Below are 16060 nucleotides of genomic sequence, written 5' to 3' on the forward strand. Positions count from 1 at the left end.
GACACCTGTGAGAATCGACCCCATGGACAGCAGCAGCACCCGACGCCAGGCCACGCGCGCGAAGCTCTACGAGGCGGCCGTCACCCTCATCGCGGAGCAGGGCTTCTCCGCGACGACGGTGGACGAGATCGCCGAGCGGGCCGGCGTGGCCAAGGGCACGGTCTACTACAACTTCAAGAGCAAGACCGAGCTCTTCGAGGAGCTGCTGCGCCATGGGGTGTCGCTGCTCACCGCCTCGCTGCGGACGGCGGCCGAGGAGACCGCCGTGCGCGGCGGGAGCCGGGTCGACGCGCTGGACGCGATGATCCGGGCGGGTCTCGTCTTCATCGACCGCTATCCGGCCTTCACCCAGCTGTACGTGGCCGAGCTCTGGCGCACCAACCGGGCCTGGAACTCCACGCTCCTGGTGGTCCGCCAGGAGGCCGTCGCGGTGGTCGAGGGGGTGCTGCGGGAGGCGGTCGCGGCCGGTGAGCTGAGCGACGAGATCGACGTCCAGCTGACGGCGGCGGCGCTCGTCGGGATGGTGCTCGTGGCGGCGCTCGACTGGCAGGCCTTCCAGAGCGAGCGTTCGCTCGACGACGTGCACGCGGCGCTCTCACGACTGCTGCACGGCCGGGTGGGCGGCCGTTAGGCCCGGTCCCACGGCACGGCGAAGGCCGGTCCGTCGAGGCTCGATCCCCCCGAGCCTCGCCGGACCGGCCTTCGCCGTACGTCCCCCGTGACACCCCCGTGCCCCGTTGCGGCAGGCACGCGGCCCCGGTTCCGCCGCCCCGTGTCGGCGGTTCCCGGGGCCGCGCCCCTTCCGTGGACTCCACTCTTCCGTCTCCGCGGCCCTGGCTCATCCGCGTACCTACTCATCTCGCCCCCTAGGTACGGATACTCAGACTGGTTACGATCGCGGGCGTGTCCGTACTCCCCCTGGTGTTCACCAGCGGCTGGGCGAGCGGGATCAACGCGTACGCGGTGGTCCTGCTGTTCGGCCTGTTCGGCGCGACCGGGCTCACCGACGAGGTGCCCGAGTCCCTGCAGCGCACCGATGTCCTCGTCGCGGCCGGCGTGCTCTTCCTGTGCGAGGCGGTGGCGGACAAGATCCCGTACGTCGACTCGATATGGGATGCCGTCCACACGGTGATCCGGCCGATCGCGGGGGCCGTGGTCGGCGCCCTGCTCGCCGGACAGAACGGCTCGCTGCCGGAGCTGGCGGCGGGCGCGGTCGGCGGTTCGACGGCCCTGCTGAGCCACTTCGTGAAGGCCGGGACGAGGATGGCGGTCAACACCACGCCCGAGCCGTTCTCCAATGTCGCGCTGAGCCTGGCGGAGGACCTCGGGGTGGCGGCCATCGTCACCTTCGCGCTCTTCCATCCGGTGGCGGCGGCGAGCATCGCGGGCGTGCTGCTCATCGGCGGCCTGGTGATACTGATCTTCCTCGCCCAGCGGATCCGTCGTTTCCTGCGCCGCAGGTCGCAGCGGCGCGAGGAGAGACGGCTCGCCGACATGGAGGCCCGCGCCCGCGCCCGGCCGCCGTCCGGCGACGGTTCGGAACACTTCTGAGCCCGTTCGGGACTGTCCGGGGCGCCGGATAGGGTCGCTGACATGGCACGGATTGTGGTGATCGGCGCGGGACTCGGCGCCATGGCGGCGGCGGCCCGGCTGGCCGTGGCGGGCCACCGGGTGACGGTGTACGAGCGGGGGACGACGTACGGCGGGGCGGTCGGCCGCTTCGCGCGCGACGGGTTCGCGTTCGACACGGGCCCGGGGCTGCTGCATCTGCCCGCCGTGTACCGGGACCTGTTCGTGAAGACCGGCAAGGAACCGCTGGAGGAGTGCGTCACGCTGACGCAGGTCGACCCGGCGAGCCGGCACGTCTTCGCCGACGGCACCCGGGTCGACCTGCCGAACGCCTCCCGGGCCGGCACGGTCGCCGCCCTGGACACCGCGCTCGGCGCCGGCGCGGGCGAGCGCTGGGGCGACTTCCTGGTCCGCGCCCGCGAGGCCTGGGACCGCACCCGCCGCCCGCTCCTCGAGGAGCCGCAGCCCGCGGACCCGGCGCCGCTGGCCCGCGAGCCGTACCCGGCCCTGAAGGCGGGCCTGTTGCGCCGCCCGACGACGACCCTCGCGCAGGTCGGGGCGCGGGAGCTGCGCGACCCCCGGCTCGCCGCCCTCCTCGACGCGTACGCGTGGTCGTACGGCTTCGATCCGGCGACGGCCCCGGCCTCGGCCGCCGTCCTGCCGTACATGGAGCAGACCTTCGGCAGCTGGTACGTGGGCGGGGGCCTGCGGGCGCTCGCCGACGCGGTGTACGAGCGCTGCCGGAAGCGGCGGGTCGAGTTCGTCTTCGACACGCCCGTGGAGGACGTCCTGGAGAAGGACGGCCGGGCGGTCGGTGTGCGCCTGGCCGGCGGAGAGACCGTCGAGGCCGACCATGTCGTCTCGGGGGCCCCGGTGCCCGCGCTCTACCGTGATCACGTCGTCGAGTGGGACCACGGCGACGACTGGCCGCACCACCAGGTCACCGGGACCGGCCGGGTGACGGTCTGTCTGGCGCTGCGCGGCCCCCGGGAGGCGGACGCGGTCCACCGCACCGTCGTCCACGCGGCGGGCGAGCGGCCGACGGTGACGGTGCTGCGCCCGGACGACCCGGCGCTGCGCCCGGACGCGGACCACGAGTCGGTGACGGTCACGGCGACCGTCCCCACGTCTCCCGAGCGGGACGCGGCCGCGTGGGAGGCCTTTGCCGACCGGATGGCCGAAGCGGCCGGGCAGGCGGTCCCCGGGCTGCGGGAGCGGCTGTCGTGGCGGCACGTCCGCACCCCGGAGGACGTGCGGCGGGACACGGGTGCCGCCGAGGTGCCGGGGCCCGCGCTGGCCGGGGCCGGCGGACGGCTGCTCCCGGCCGGCAACCGCTCGCCGCTGCCGGGCCTCTGGTTCGCGGGCGGCTGGTCCCACCCGGGCGGCGGGCTCGCCCACGCGGGCATGTCGGGCGCGCTGGTGGCGGGGTTCATCGTGGAGGGCGCGGACTTCCGCGGCTCCCAGTAGTCGGGCGCGGGGCGGGACGGACGTGGGGCCCGGCGGACGTGCCGGGCCCCACGGTCGGTCAGTACCGGTACTGCTGCTGGTCGTCCGGGTGCGGCTCGTAGCCGTACTGTCCCGGTCCCTGCGGCTGCTGCTGCGGCTGGGGCGGCTGGTCGGTGTCGCGCTGCTGCGGGACCCAGACCCCGCCGGGCGGGGTGTCGTAGGCGTACGAGGGGGCGTACGGGTCGCCGTAGTAGGAGCCGTACTGCTGGCCGTCGGTGCCGGGGCCGATGTACGGGTCGGAGTAGGCGGCGTACTGCTGCTGCCCGGCGGGCTGACCGTAGTCGTAGGCGGGCTGCTGCTGGTCGTAGGCGGGCGCGTAGGGGTCGTACCCGGTCTGGTAGCCCGTCTCGTAGCCGGTGCCGGGGGTCTGGGAGGCGCCGTGGGCCGCGTCCTGGCCCCCGTTGTAGACGCCGTACTGGCCCGTGTCCTCGGGCATCGGCAGGGGCTCGTAGACCGCGGTGGTCTCCGCGGGAGACGGAGCCTCGGTCCCCTCAGGTCCGTCGTACGGGGCGTCCTGGGCCTCGTAGGAGAGCTCGGTGACCTCGAGGGTGGGTCCGGCCTGCGGCGGGGCGCCGGACCTGCGGCGACGGCTCGCGCCGGGGCTGCCGCCGAGCGCCCAGCCGGTGGAGAAGCCGCGGCGGAAGGAGAGCGTCACATAGGTCTGGCCGACGGCGAAGGCGACCGCCCCGACGATGATGACCGCCACCAGGGACATCAGGACGCCGAGGACCACGCCGAGGAAGCCGCAGAAGGCGAGCACGCGCCAGCGCAGTCGCGCCTTGTACTGGAGGAGCACCTCCCCCAGCAGCCACAGCGCGACCACGCCGAATGCGATGTAGAGGACCGTCCACCCCATGCCCCGCCGCCCCTCTCCACGGTCACCGCCGCGGGTCGGGGCGGGTACGACCGGTCACGACTGCTGGTGCAGTCCGAGATTCTCGTAGATCTCGATCGCGGTGGAGCTGTTCAGCGTGATGAAGTGCAGTCCGGGGACACCCTCGGAGAGCAGCCGCGCGCAGAACTCCGTCGCGAACTCGATACCGATGGAGCGTACAGCGGCGGGATCGTCCTTGACGGCGAGGATGCGCTCTTTCACATCCGCGGGGAAGTGGGCGTTGCTCAGCTGGGGCAGCCGGCCGAGGGTCTTCACGTTCACAACGGGCATGACCTCGGGGATGATCGGGGTCTCGCAGCCCGCCTTGGCGACGCTGTCCCGCAGCCGCAGATAGTTCTCGGGGTCGAAGAACATCTGGGTGATCGCGTAGTCGGCACCGGCGCGGCACTTGTCCACGAAGTGCCGGATGTCCGTGTCCCAGTCGACGGAGCGGGGGTGCATCTCGGGGAAGGCGGCGACGCCGACGCAGAAGTCGCCCGATTCCTTGATCAGCCGGACGAGGTCGGCGGCGTACTTGACGCCCTCGGGATGCTCGACCCAGTCCCCCAGCGGGTCGCCCGGCGGGTCGCCGCGGACGGCGAGCATGTTGCGGATGCCGGCGTCGGCGTACTGGCCGAGGACGTTGCGCAGCTCGGCGACCGAGTGGTCGACGGCCGTCAGGTGCGCGACCGGGGTGAGCGTGGTGTCGGAGGCGATCTTCTGGGTGGCCTTGACGGTGCCGCCCCGGGTGGACCCGCCGGCGCCGTAGGTCACGGAGACGAAGCTGGGGCCGACCGCCTCGACGCGGCGCATCGCGTTCCAGAGGACCTGCTCGCCCTTCTCGGTCCGGGGCGCGAAGAACTCGAAGGAGTACGACGTGCCGCCGGAGGCGAGGATCTCGCGGACCGTGCGGGCGCGGTCCGAACGGACGGAAGCGGTACCAAGGGCCATACGGGCAGGTTAGACGGGCCGCGCGGAGGTGCGTGAACGCTGTCCGAGTGGTGGACACGGTTTTGGACAGTCGGCGGGGCGGATCGCTGGACGAACCTCCGACGGATCCCGGGCCGCCCCACGGCCCCCGAGCCGCCGGACGGAGGCCCTACTCGCCCGCGCGCTCCCGGACCCGCTTGGCCAGGGCGGCCGTCGCGGCGGCCGGGTCGTCGGCCTCGGTGATGGCCCTGACGACGACGATCCGGCGCGCGCCCGCGTCCAGGACTTCGTCCAGATTCGTCTCGTCGATACCGCCGATGGCGAACCAGGGGCGGTCCTGGGCCAGGCCCGCCGCGTACCGCACGAGGTCGAGGCCGGGCGCGTACCGGCCGGGCTTGGTGGGGGTCGGCCAGCAGGGGCCGGTGCAGAAGTAGTCGACGCCGGGCTCGACGGCGGCCGCGGCCGCCTCGGTCTCGGCGTGGCAGGAGCGGCCGATCAGGATGTCGTCGCCGAGGATCGCCCGGGCGGCGGGCACGGGCAGGTCGCCCTGGCCCAGGTGGAGCACGTCGGAGCCGATGGCGTGGGCGACGTCGGCCCGGTCGTTCACGGCGAGGAGCCTGCCGTGCCGGCGGGCGGCCTCGACGAAGACGGCGAGGTGCTCCAGCTCCTCGCCCGCCTCCATGCCCTTGTCGCGGAGCTGCACGATGTCGACGCCGGAGGAGAGCACGGCGTCCAGGAAGGCGGGCAGGTCGCCCTGGCGCTTCCGGGCGTCGGTGCACAGGTAGAGCCGGGCGTCGGCGAGCAGCTCACGAGGCGTGGGCATGGATGGTTCCCCCCGTCGGTGGCACGGGGGCGCTCCCCGTGGGTGTCGCGGGGCGGTACCCCGGCGGTGCGGCGCGGGGATTCCCGCACCGGTGGCACGGGGGCCGCGGCGGCCCGGCGGTGGGGCCGGGCGCCGCGACACCCGCTCATGGTGTCCTTCGGTGGCGCGTCAGATGGCGAGCGCCTGGGCGCGGCGCTTCACCTCCGTGCCGCGGTTCTCGTTGAGCGCCTGGGCGGGCGTGCCCGGCAGGCTCTCGTCCGGAGTGAAGAGCCACTCCAGCATCTCCTCGTCGGTGAAGCCGTCGTCCCGCAGCACGGTCAGGAGCCCGACGAGGCCCTTGACGATCTTGTCGCCCTGGATGAAGGCGGCGGGGATCTGCAGGGCGTTGTTCTCTCCACGGCGCACGGCGATGAGCTGACCGTCCTTGATCAGCTGCCGCACGCGCGTCACCTCGACATCGAGCATCTCCGCGATGTCGGGCACGTAGAGCCAGGCGGGGACGAGCGCATCGATCTTTACGTCAATCTCGGTCACAGGACAAGCCTGCCATCCCGGACCGACAGCCGGTAGTCGGGCCCTAGACGACCGCCGCCTTCAGGGGGACGGACGGGTCCGCCGCGCGCACGGGGTCGACGGCGGTGGCCGTCTCGATGAGCTTGCGGCCCTGGGCCAGGTCGCGGGGGCGGCCGACCGCGAGCAGGGCCACCGGGACCCCGGCCCGCAGCCACAGCACGGACCAGGTCTTCTCGGCCGGGTCGCCGCGCCGGAGCAGCTCGTCCGCGTCCGCGTGGTGCCCGGCGTACTGGACGAAGCGGCCGAACTGCTCGGACCAGAAGTACGGGACGGGGTCGTACGGCCCGGGTTCGGCCCCCGTACCGGCACCGGTGATCGTCGCGGCGACCGTGCGGGGGCCCTGGAGCGCGTTGTCCCAGTGGTGGACGAGGAGACGCCGCCCGTAGCGGGCGGAGGGGAAGGAGGCGCAGTCCCCGACGGCGTACACATCGGGCAGGCTGGTGCGCAGCCGCTCGTCGGCGGTGACGGCGCCGCTCGGGTCGAGGGCGATCCCGGAGCCGGTGAGCCATCCGGTGGCGGGGACCGCGCCGATGCCGACGACGACGGCGTCGGCGGGCAGCTCGCGGCCGTCGGCGAGGACGACCCTGCCCGGCGTACCGGGCTCGACGGTGCGGACGCGCGCGTGGGTGAGGAGTTCGGCGCCGTTCTCGCCGTACCACTCGGCCATGGGGGCGGTGACCTCGGCGGGCAGGGCCCCGGCGAGGGGGCGGTCGGCGGCCTCGACGACGGTGACGGCGCAGCCGGCCTCGCGGGCCGCAGTGGCGAACTCCGCGCCGATCCAGCCGGCGCCGACGACCACGACGCTGTGCCGGCGCTCCAGGACGGGCCCGAGGCGGACGGCGTCGTCGAGGGTCCGCAGCAGATGGACCCCGGGGACGCCTTCGGTGCCGGGCAGGGTGACCGGCTGGGCGCCGGTGGCGACGACCAGGACGTCGTACGCGACGGGCCCGGCCTCGGTGTCGATCTCGTGGTCGTCGGCGCGCAGCCCGGTGACGTCGAGACCAAGGCGGAGTTCGATGCCGAGCTCCTCGAAGTCGATGTCGAAGGCGGAGCCCTCGGCCTTGCCGAGGAGGACGGCCTTGGAGAGCGGGGGCCGGTCGTAGGGCTGGTGGGGCTCGGCCCCGATGAGGGTCACGGTGCCGGTGAAACCCTGTTCGCGCAGGGCGACGGCGGTCTGGACGCCCGCCATGCCGGCGCCGACGATCACGACGTGCTGCTGTGCCTGCTTCTGCTCGCTCACCCGACCACCTTACGCATCTGACGAACCGTCAGGAAGGGAGGGGTCTGCGGCCCCCCGGAGGCGGAAGCTAGTGTGGCGGGCGTAAAGCACTCGCGGGAGCCCGGACGCACCGGGCTGAGAGGGAGGCTGGAACGGCCTCCGACCGTACGAACCTGATCCGGGTCATGCCGGCGAAGGGAGGGGCTGGACGCCCATGCGTTCTTCCGAAGTCCATGTGTCCGAGGGCCGGGTGTCCGGGGCGGACGCACCGGACACCACCGCATCCGCGGCGGACGTGCCGGGCACCGCTGTGCCCGCCTCGGACGCACCGGATGCCACCGCGCCCGACGCGGACGTACCGGATGCCACCACGCCCGACGCGGACGCACCGGATGCCACCGCGCCCGACGCGGACGTACCGGATGCCACCACGCCCGACACGGACGCACCGGATGCCACCACGCCCGACGCGGGTCGGTCCGCCGCGGCGTCCGACGGCCGCGGGGCCGCTGCCCGCGGCGCCGACGTCCTCGTCGTCGGAGGCGGCATCATCGGCCTGGTCACGGCCTGGCGGGCCGCGCGACGCGGCCTGCGCACCGCCGTGGTCGACCCGGCCCCGGGCGGCGGCGCCGCCCACGTCGCGGCCGGGATGCTCGCCGCCGTCACCGAACTCCACTACGGCGAGGAGACCCTCCTCGGGCTCAACCTCGCCTCCGCCGCGCGCTATCCCGCGTTCGTCGCCGAGCTCCAGGAGATCACCGGCCACGACGTCGGCTACCGCGCCTGCGGCACCCTCGCCGTCGCCCTCGACGCCGACGACCGGGCCCACCTGCGCGAACTGCACGCCCTGCAGACCCGCTGCGGACTCACCTCGGAGTGGCTCAGCGGCCGCGAGTGCCGCCGCCTCGAACCGATGCTGGCCCCGGGAGTGCGCGGCGGGCTCCGGGTGGACGGCGACCACCAGGTCGATCCGCGCCGGCTCGCCGCCGCGCTCCTCCTCGCCTGCGAACGCGCCGGGGTGGCCTTCCACCGCGAGCTCGCGCAGAGCCTGACGGCGGTACGGGACCGGGCGCGCGGTGTCGTGCTCGCCGGCGGCGGGGAACTGACGGCCGACCAGGTCGTCCTCGCCGCGGGCAGTCTGAGCGGCCGCCTCGCGGGGGTGCCGGACGAGGTGCTTCCGCCGGTGCGCCCGGTGAAGGGCCAGGTGCTGCGGCTGCGCGTACCGGCCCCGTACGCCCCCTTCCTCTCCCGGACGGTCCGGGCCGTCGTCCGCGGCAGCCACGTCTACCTGGTGCCCCGCGAGAACGGCGAACTCGTCGTCGGCGCCACCAGCGAGGAACTCGGCTGGGACACCACGGTGACGGCGGGCGGGGTGTACGAGCTGCTGCGCGACGCCCACGAACTCGTCCCCGGGCTCACCGAACTGCCGCTGACCGAGACCCTGGCGGGCCTGCGCCCCGCGTCGCCCGACAACGCGCCGCTGCTCGGCCCCACCGCACTGCCCGGCCTGCACCTGGCCACCGGCCACTACCGCAACGGGGTCCTGCTCACCCCCGTCACCGGCGACGTCATGGCCGAGGTGCTCACCACGGGGGTCCTCCCCGACGAGGCCCGCCCCTTCACCCCCCGCCGTTTCTCCCCCGCGCCCGCGCCCGTACGTCAGGAGCAGCCCGCATGAACGTGTCCGTGAACGGAGAGGCCCGCGTGCTCTCCGGCCCCGTCTCCCTCGACGCCCTCGTGGCGACCCTGACCCAGGCCCGCTCCGGAGTCGCCGCCGCCCTCAACGAGACGGTCGTCCCGCGCGGCGAATGGGAGACGACCCTGCTCGGCGAGGGCGACCGGGTGGAAGTCCTCACCGCGGTCCAGGGAGGCTGAGCGCGATGTCCGACGACGTGTTCACCCTCGGCGGTACGGAGTTCTCCTCGCGGCTCATCATGGGCACCGGCGGGGCGCCCAGCCTCGACGTCCTGGAGCGCTCACTGGTCGCCAGCGGTACGGAGCTGACGACGGTCGCGATGCGGCGCCTGGACCCGACGGTCCAGGGCTCGGTCCTCTCCGTCCTGGAGCGGCTCGGCATCCGGGTCCTGCCGAACACGGCGGGCTGCTTCACGGCGGGCGAGGCGGTCCTGACCGCCCGCCTCGCCCGCGAGGCGCTCGGCACCGACTGGATCAAGCTGGAGGTCGTCGCCGACGAGCGGACGCTGCTGCCGGACGGGGAGGAGCTCCTCGTGGCGGCCGAGACCCTGGTCGACGACGGCTTCACCGTCCTCCCCTACACCAACGACGACCCGGTCCTCGCGCGGAAGCTGGAGGACGTGGGCTGCGCCGCGATCATGCCGCTCGGCTCCCCCATCGGCTCGGGCCTCGGCATCCGCAACCCGCACAACTTCCAGCTGATCGCGGAACGGGCGGGGGTGCCGGTGATCCTCGACGCGGGGGCCGGCACCGCGTCGGACGCGGCGCTCGCGATGGAGCTGGGGTGCGCGGCGGTGATGCTGGCGTCGGCGGTGACGCGCGCGCAGGAGCCGGTCCTGATGGCTTCGGCGATGCGGCACGCGGTGGAGGCGGGGCGGCTGGCGTACCGGGCGGGGAGGATTCCCCGCCGGCACTTCGCGGAGGCGTCGTCCCCCAGGGAGGGCCGCCCCACCCTGGACCCGGAACGCCCGGCCTTCTGACACGGTGGCGGGGACTCCCCGCCGGTGGGCGCACACGCCGCCCAGCCCCCAGTCGGGCTACACCCGCCCCCGACCCACCGCCGTGTGCGGCGGCACCCGCACCCCGACCCCCGCCGAGTGCGGCGGCGCCCGCACCCTGACCCACAGCCGTGCGCCCGCACCCGCACCCCGGCCCACCGCCGTGTGCGGCGGCGCCCGCACCCCGACCCACCGCCGGTGGCCGCTCGCCCCCGCCCCCGCCCCCGCCCACCCCCCGTGTGGGCAATCGTCCCGCAGGGCGGGACGGGTGGGCACACGGGACGGCGCCCTCTGGCGGCGCCTCCGCCCCCGTGCCCTGGCCCGCACCACCAGTGCGCCGCGCACCGGGTGCGGGTTCAGGCGCGGAAGCCTAGGCCCGGCAAAGGGCGCCGTTCCGTTGTGCCCACCCGTTCCGCCCCAGCGGAACAGATGCCCACAACGTGGGGGGCGGTGGGCGGCCCGCACCCCGGGACAGACGGGCGCCGCCCAGGCGGGGCGGCTGCCGACGGCAGGGGTGGGCGGCTGCCTCCCGGCAGGTGGGCAGGGTGAAGGCACCCGGCAGGGCGGCGCGGTGGCGGGAGCGTGCGGGGCTCGTCACAGGTGGGTCGCAGTCGGGGGCGTACGGCGGAGCCCCCCTCCACCCCCTCGTAGACTCGACGCCGTGGACACGACCCTTCAGGACCCCCTCGTCGGGCGGCTGCTCGACGGCCGCTACCGCGTCGACGCGCGCATCGCCGTCGGCGGGATGGCCACGGTCTACCGGGCCGTGGACACCCGTCTCGACCGCGTCCTCGCGCTCAAGGTGATGCACCCCGCCCTCGCCACCGACGCCGCGTTCGTCGAGCGCTTCATCCGCGAGGCGAAGTCCGTCGCACGCCTCTCGCACCCCAACGTCGTCGGGGTCTTCGACCAGGGCGCCGAGGGCGCGTACGTCTATCTGGCGATGGAGTACGTGGCCGGCTGCACCCTCCGTGACGTCCTGCGCGAGCGCGGCGCCCTCGCGCCCCGGGCCGCCCTGGACATCCTGGAGCCGGTGCTCGCCGCGCTCGGCGCCGCGCACCGGGCCGGGTTCGTGCACCGGGACATGAAGCCGGAGAACGTCCTGATAGGGGACGACGGCCGGGTCAAGGTCGCCGACTTCGGTCTCGTACGGGCCGTGGGCTCGGCGACCGCCACCACCGGCTCGGTCCTCGGGACCGTCTCGTACCTGGCGCCGGAGCAGATCGAGCACGGCACCGCCGACACCCGCGCCGACGTGTACGCCTGCGGTGTCGTCCTGTACGAGATGCTGACCGGCGGCAAGCCGCACTCCGGCGACACCCCCGCCCAGGTGCTCTACCAGCACCTCAGCACGGACGTGCCCGCCCCTTCGGCGGCCGTTCCCGGACTCGCCGTGGAACTGGACGAGCTGGTCGCCGCGGCCACCGCCCGTAACCCCGAGGTCCGCCCGTACGACGCCGTCGCCCTGCTGGCCCTGCTCCGGGAGGCCCGCGCCGCGCTCGGCGAGGAGCAGCTGGACGCGGCGCCCCCGCAGGCCCGGTCCGGGGCCCGGGACACCACGGACGACCGGACCAGCGTGATCCCCCGTGCCGTACCGGCCGCGGAGGCGGCCGGGCCCGGGGCCGACGCGCACCAGGTGCTGCACACGAACCGGCTGCCGGTCCCCGAGGCGCCCACGCCCGGCCGCCGTCGCCGGCCCCCGCGCGGCCCACTGCTGCTCGTCCTGGGCGTCCTGCTCGCCCTCGGTCTCGGCACCGGTGTCTGGTACATCAATTCCGGCCAGTTCACCCGTGTCCCCGCCGTGCTCGGCCAGACGGAGACCGAGGCGACCAAGCGGATCACCGACGCCGGCCTCGAGGTCGGTACGACGAAGCGCGCGTTCAGCGACGTGTACGAGCGCGGCACGGTCATGGCTGCCGACCCGGCTCCCGGCGAGCGTCTGCGGGGCAACGGCACGGTCACCCTGACCCTCTCCCGCGGTCCCGAGATCGTGAAGGTGCCCAACCTCAAGAACAAGCCGCTCGCCGAGGCCAGGCGGGTCCTCGCGGAGGAGGGCCTGGTCGCCGGGGTGATCACCCAGAAGTTCAGCGACACCGTCGCGCAGGGGGCCGTGATCGGCTCCGACCCCGAGCCCGGCACCGAGCGGGCCCCCGACTCGGCCGTCGCCCTTGTGGTCAGCAAGGGCTCCCCGATCGACGTCCCCGACGTCACGGGCGAGACCGTCGCCGACGCCACGGCCCTGCTCCAGGACGAGGGGCTCAAGGTGGTCCTCGCCCCGGAGCGGATCAACTCCCCCGAGGCCGTCGGCTCCGTCGCCGCCCAGTCGCTCGCCGAGGGCAGCCGGGCCGCCGAGGGCGACACCATCACCCTCACCGTCTCCAAGGGCCCCCGGCTCGTCGCGGTCCCGGACGTCGTCGGCGAGACGGTCGACGACGCGCGTACGGCCCTGGAGGACGAGGGTTTCGAGGTGGAGGTCAAGAAGTCCTTCCCCTACCTGGGCAGCGAGGTCACGGGCCAGTCCGTGGAGGGCGGCTCCACCGCGCCCGAGGGCTCCACCGTGACGATCACGATCAAGGGACTGTAGAGAACTGATGCGCAACCCCGTCGGTGGCCACGTCCCGGTGGCCGGTGGCCTGGCCAAGGTCGGCCTGGGCTACGCCCGCGAGCTCGGCGCCGAGACCGTGCAGGTCTTCGTCGCCAACCCGCGCGGCTGGGCCACTCCGCCCGGGAACCCCGCCGAGGACGAACGGTTCCGCGCCGAGTGCGCCGCCGAGTCGATCTCGGCCTGGGTCCACGCCCCGTACCTGATCAACTTCGGTTCGCACACCGAGGCCACGGCGGAGAAGTCGGTGGAGTCGATGCGGCACTCGCTGCGGCGGGGCCGGGAGATCGGCGCGAAGGGCGTGGTGGTGCACACCGGCTCGGCGACCGGGGGCCGCCCGCGCGCGGTGGCGCTCGCGCAGGTCCGGGAGCTGCTGCTGCCGCTGCTCGACGAGCTGACGCACGACGACGACCCGGATCTGCTCCTGGAGTCGACGGCCGGCCAGGGCTTCTCGCTCTGCTCGCGCGCGGAGGACTTCGGGCCGTACTTCGACATGCTCGACCGGCACCCGAAGCTGGGGATCTGTCTGGACACCTGCCACATCTTCGCCGCCGGCCACGACCTCACCGGTCCGCAGGGCGCGGCGCAGACGCTCGACCAGCTGGTGGCGACCGTGGGTGAGGGACGGCTGAAGCTGATCCACGCCAACGACTCCCAGGACGTGGTCGGCGCGCGGAAGGACCGGCACGCGAACATCGGCGTGGGGCACATCGGCGAGGACGCGTTCCGCAACCTCCTCCGTCACCCGGCGACCGAGGGCGTGCCCCTGATCATCGAGACGCCCGGCGGCACGGCGGGGCACCTGGCGGACGTGGAGCTGCTCAAGAAGCTGAGGGACTGACACGGTTTCCCGTTGAGGAATACCCCAGGGGGGTATACGGTTCCTGTGACGGCAGGAACCGCTACCCGACCCTGGGGGCACCCATGCAGCACGACGCGCACGCCCATCACGACCACGGCGCTCACAGCACCCACAGCGCTCATGCCGGCCCCGAGAGCCACCCCGACCACGGCGGCCACAAAGGTCACGAAGGCCACGAAGGCCACCAGGGGCAGCACGGCGGGCACGACGAGGGCCACGGCGCTCACCACCACACCCCCGGCAAGGCCTCCTGGTCCATGGCGGCCAGGGCGACGCTGCACTGCCTCACCGGCTGCGCCATCGGCGAGGTCCTCGGCATGATCATCGGCACCGCGCTCGGCTGGGGCAACACGCAGACGATGATCCTCGCGATCATCCTGGCCTTCTTCTTCGGCTACGCGCTGACCCTGCGCGGAATCCTGGCCGCCGGCATCGATTTCAAGACAGCCTTCAAGGTCGCGCTCGCCGCCGACACCCTGTCCATCGCGGTCATGGAGATCATCGACAACGGCGTCATCGCACTCTGGCCCGGCGCCATGGACGCCCACCTGTCCGACCCGATCTTCTGGATCGTCCTCGCCATCGCGCTCGCCGCCGCCTTCGTGATCACCGTTCCGGTGAACAAGTGGATGATCGGCCGCGGCAAGGGGCACGCGGTGGTCCACCAGTACCACCACTGACCCCCACCGACCCACTGACCCCACTGACGCCACCGTCCTGCGGCATCACGCCGCAGGACGGTCCGGAGCGCTACAACTCCGGGCCGTCTCCCGGCTCCTCCTGGTACGAGTACCGCTGCTCCGTCCAGGGGTCCCCGAGGTTGTGGTAGCCCCGCTCCTCCCAGAAGCCCCGCCGGTCGGCGGCCATGTACTCCACGCCGCGGACCCACTTGGGACCCTTCCAGGCGTACAGGTGCGGGACGACCAGGCGCAGCGGGAAACCGTGCTCGGCGGTGAGCAGCTCGCCGTCCATATGGGTGGCGAAGATCGAACGGTCGTCGGCGAAGTCGGTGAGCCGCATGTTGGCGCTGTAGCCGTACTCGGCCCAGACCATCACATGGGTGACCTGCGGCGCGGGCGGGGCGAGCTCGAGGATCGTACGGGCGGGGACCCCACCCCATTCGGCCCCGAGCATGCTGAATTTCGTGACGCAGTGCAGATCGGCCACGACCGAGGAGAAGGGGAGGGCCGAGAACTCCTCGTGGTTCCAGCACCGCTTGTCGCCCTCGGCCGTCGCGCCGAAGATGCGGAACTCCCAGCGGTCCGGCTTGAACTTGGGAACGGGCCCGTAATGGGTGACCGGCCAGCCGCGCTGGAGCCGCTGGCCCGGCGGAAGGTCCGGCGAACGATCCGGCTGCCCCGCCTCCCGGTGTACTCCGCTCTCCGTCCGACCCATGCCATCCATGGTGACAGACTGCGAGGGGTGGTCATGACCAGGAGACCTCCGGCCTGGCCCTATTCGGGCAACTCCCACTAAGCCTGCACTTACTGGACGACCCCCATTCGGGGTGCGAGGATGCGGCCATCCTGCCCAGTGACGGCGTAGACACGCAACGTGGAAGGAGCCTCTGCGATGCAGGGCGACCCCGAGGTCCTCGAGTTTCTCAACGAGCAGCTGACCGGCGAGCTGACGGCCATCAACCAGTACTGGCTGCACTACCGCATCCAGGACAACAAGGGGTGGACGAAGCTCGCCAAATACACGCGCGAAGAGTCCATCGATGAGATGAAGCACGCGGACAAGCTGACCGAGCGCATCCTGATGCTCGACGGCCTGCCCAATTACCAGCGCCTCTTCCACGTACGGGTCGGCCAGACCCTCACCGAGATGTTCCAGGCGGACCGCCAGGTCGAGGTCGAGGCCATCGACCGTCTGAAGCGCGGGATCGAGGTCATGCGGGCCAAGGGGGACATCACGTCCGCCAACCTCTTCGAGGAGATCCTGGCCGACGAGGAGCACCACATCGACTACCTGGACACGCAGCTCGAGCTGATCGAGTCCCTGGGTGAGGCCCTCTACATCTCGACGCTCATCGAGCAGCCGAGCTGAGGTTCCCCCCTAAGCGGCTTCCCCGAGTTCGGTGACGGTCTCCGTCGCCAGCGCGGGCATGCCCTGGTCCAGGAGGTCGCGTCGCGGGCAGTTGCCGCGACCGAGGATGGCCTGAATGCGACGGACACAGGAACCGCAGTCCGTGCCGGCCTTGCAGGCCGAGGCGATCTGGCGGGGCGTGCAGGCGCCCGCGTCGGCATGCGCCTTGACCTGCTTCTCCGTCACTCCGAAGCATGAGCATACGTACATCGCGGTTCACCTCCCGCCGTGATCGATAAGGCTAACCTAACCTTACCCGGCACCGAGGGACCGTAAAAGCCCTGGATACGAGGATGGGGCGCGGATCACATGGATCCGCGC

At 73.1% G+C, this 16060-nt stretch carries 17 protein-coding genes and 1 riboswitch; of the genes, 10 read left to right on the forward strand and 7 right to left on the reverse strand.

Features of this window, described 5'->3' with window-relative positions; genetic code table 11:
- The first annotated feature begins 22 nt into the window (after positions 1–22).
- The 3 genes from ACFQ79_RS20600 to ACFQ79_RS20610 all read left to right on the forward strand — a co-directional run bounded on the left by ACFQ79_RS20600 (position 23) and on the right by ACFQ79_RS20610 (position 3036).
- The gene (locus tag ACFQ79_RS20600; RefSeq protein ID WP_383585499.1) at positions 23–631 is read left to right on the forward strand and encodes a TetR/AcrR family transcriptional regulator; all 609 of its coding nucleotides are present in this window, start codon (positions 23–25) and stop codon (positions 629–631) included.
- A gap of 272 nt (positions 632–903) precedes the next feature.
- Positions 904–1551, forward strand: a complete 648-nt coding sequence (locus ACFQ79_RS20605) for a DUF4126 domain-containing protein (protein WP_383585502.1) — start codon at positions 904–906, stop codon at positions 1549–1551.
- Between the two features lie 42 nt (positions 1552–1593).
- On the forward strand, positions 1594–3036 hold the full coding sequence (locus ACFQ79_RS20610) for a phytoene desaturase family protein (RefSeq protein ID WP_383585505.1): 1443 nt from the start codon (positions 1594–1596) through the stop codon (positions 3034–3036).
- Between the two features lie 58 nt (positions 3037–3094).
- On the opposite strand, the gene ACFQ79_RS20615 is transcribed toward ACFQ79_RS20610, so the two are convergent.
- From ACFQ79_RS20615 to ACFQ79_RS20635, 5 genes are all read right to left on the reverse strand, one after another.
- Positions 3095–3931 carry a hypothetical protein gene (locus ACFQ79_RS20615; RefSeq protein ID WP_383585508.1) on the reverse strand — a complete coding sequence of 279 codons (837 nt, stop codon included), beginning with the start codon at positions 3929–3931 and terminating at the stop codon, positions 3095–3097.
- A gap of 54 nt (positions 3932–3985) precedes the next feature.
- On the reverse strand, positions 3986–4900 hold the full coding sequence (gene metF / locus ACFQ79_RS20620; protein ID WP_266965113.1) for a methylenetetrahydrofolate reductase [NAD(P)H]: 915 nt from the start codon (positions 4898–4900) through the stop codon (positions 3986–3988).
- Between the two features lie 148 nt (positions 4901–5048).
- Complete coding sequence (thiE, locus tag ACFQ79_RS20625) at positions 5049–5702, reverse strand: thiamine phosphate synthase (RefSeq protein WP_383585511.1); 654 nt, start codon at positions 5700–5702, stop codon at positions 5049–5051.
- Between the two features lie 168 nt (positions 5703–5870).
- Positions 5871–6236 carry an Rv2175c family DNA-binding protein gene (locus ACFQ79_RS20630; protein WP_073916749.1) on the reverse strand — a complete coding sequence of 122 codons (366 nt, stop codon included), beginning with the start codon at positions 6234–6236 and terminating at the stop codon, positions 5871–5873.
- A 43-nt stretch (positions 6237–6279) separates the two neighbouring features.
- A complete protein-coding gene (locus ACFQ79_RS20635) occupies positions 6280–7515 on the reverse strand; it encodes an NAD(P)/FAD-dependent oxidoreductase (protein WP_383585514.1) in 1236 nt (411 codons plus the stop codon).
- Between the two features lie 82 nt (positions 7516–7597).
- Positions 7598–7711: riboswitch (TPP riboswitch) on the forward strand.
- On the opposite strand from ACFQ79_RS20635, the gene thiO reads away from it, so the two are divergent.
- From thiO to ACFQ79_RS20665, 6 genes are all read left to right on the forward strand, one after another.
- A complete protein-coding gene (gene thiO, locus ACFQ79_RS20640; protein WP_383585516.1) occupies positions 7709–9172 on the forward strand; it encodes a glycine oxidase ThiO in 1464 nt (487 codons plus the stop codon). Its footprint overlaps the riboswitch before it by 3 nt.
- Positions 9169–9369 carry a sulfur carrier protein ThiS gene (gene thiS / locus ACFQ79_RS20645; protein ID WP_318211255.1) on the forward strand — a complete coding sequence of 67 codons (201 nt, stop codon included), beginning with the start codon at positions 9169–9171 and terminating at the stop codon, positions 9367–9369. Before thiO ends, thiS begins: the two co-directional genes overlap by 4 nt.
- 5 nt (positions 9370–9374) lie before the next feature.
- Positions 9375–10169 (forward strand): thiazole synthase, encoded by a 795-nt coding sequence (locus ACFQ79_RS20650; protein ID WP_383585520.1) that lies wholly within the window; start codon positions 9375–9377, stop codon positions 10167–10169.
- A gap of 679 nt (positions 10170–10848) precedes the next feature.
- Positions 10849–12771: a Stk1 family PASTA domain-containing Ser/Thr kinase gene (pknB, locus tag ACFQ79_RS20655; protein ID WP_383585522.1), complete on the forward strand. Its 1923-nt coding sequence runs from the start codon at positions 10849–10851 to the stop codon at positions 12769–12771.
- Positions 12772–12778: 7 nt separating this feature from the next.
- A complete protein-coding gene (locus tag ACFQ79_RS20660; RefSeq protein ID WP_383585525.1) occupies positions 12779–13630 on the forward strand; it encodes a deoxyribonuclease IV in 852 nt (283 codons plus the stop codon).
- 83 nt (positions 13631–13713) lie between these two features.
- Positions 13714–14331: a DUF4396 domain-containing protein gene (locus ACFQ79_RS20665; RefSeq protein WP_383585528.1), complete on the forward strand. Its 618-nt coding sequence runs from the start codon at positions 13714–13716 to the stop codon at positions 14329–14331.
- 70 nt (positions 14332–14401) lie between these two features.
- On the opposite strand, the gene ACFQ79_RS20670 is transcribed toward ACFQ79_RS20665, so the two are convergent.
- Entirely contained in the window at positions 14402–15046 is a 645-nt protein-coding gene (locus tag ACFQ79_RS20670) for a sulfite oxidase-like oxidoreductase (RefSeq protein ID WP_383585530.1), read from the reverse strand.
- A gap of 177 nt (positions 15047–15223) precedes the next feature.
- On the opposite strand from ACFQ79_RS20670, the gene bfr reads away from it, so the two are divergent.
- Positions 15224–15700, forward strand: a complete 477-nt coding sequence (gene bfr, locus ACFQ79_RS20675; protein ID WP_030314454.1) for a bacterioferritin — start codon at positions 15224–15226, stop codon at positions 15698–15700.
- 9 nt (positions 15701–15709) lie between these two features.
- Here bfr and ACFQ79_RS20680 read toward each other — a convergent pair whose 3' ends face one another.
- Complete coding sequence (locus tag ACFQ79_RS20680) at positions 15710–15949, reverse strand: bacterioferritin-associated ferredoxin (protein WP_383585533.1); 240 nt, start codon at positions 15947–15949, stop codon at positions 15710–15712.
- Between the last annotated feature and the right edge of the window lie 111 nt (positions 15950–16060).

It is taken from the genome of Streptomyces sp. NPDC056480 (assembly GCF_042795405.1).
Lineage (GTDB): Bacteria > Actinomycetota > Actinomycetes > Streptomycetales > Streptomycetaceae > Streptomyces.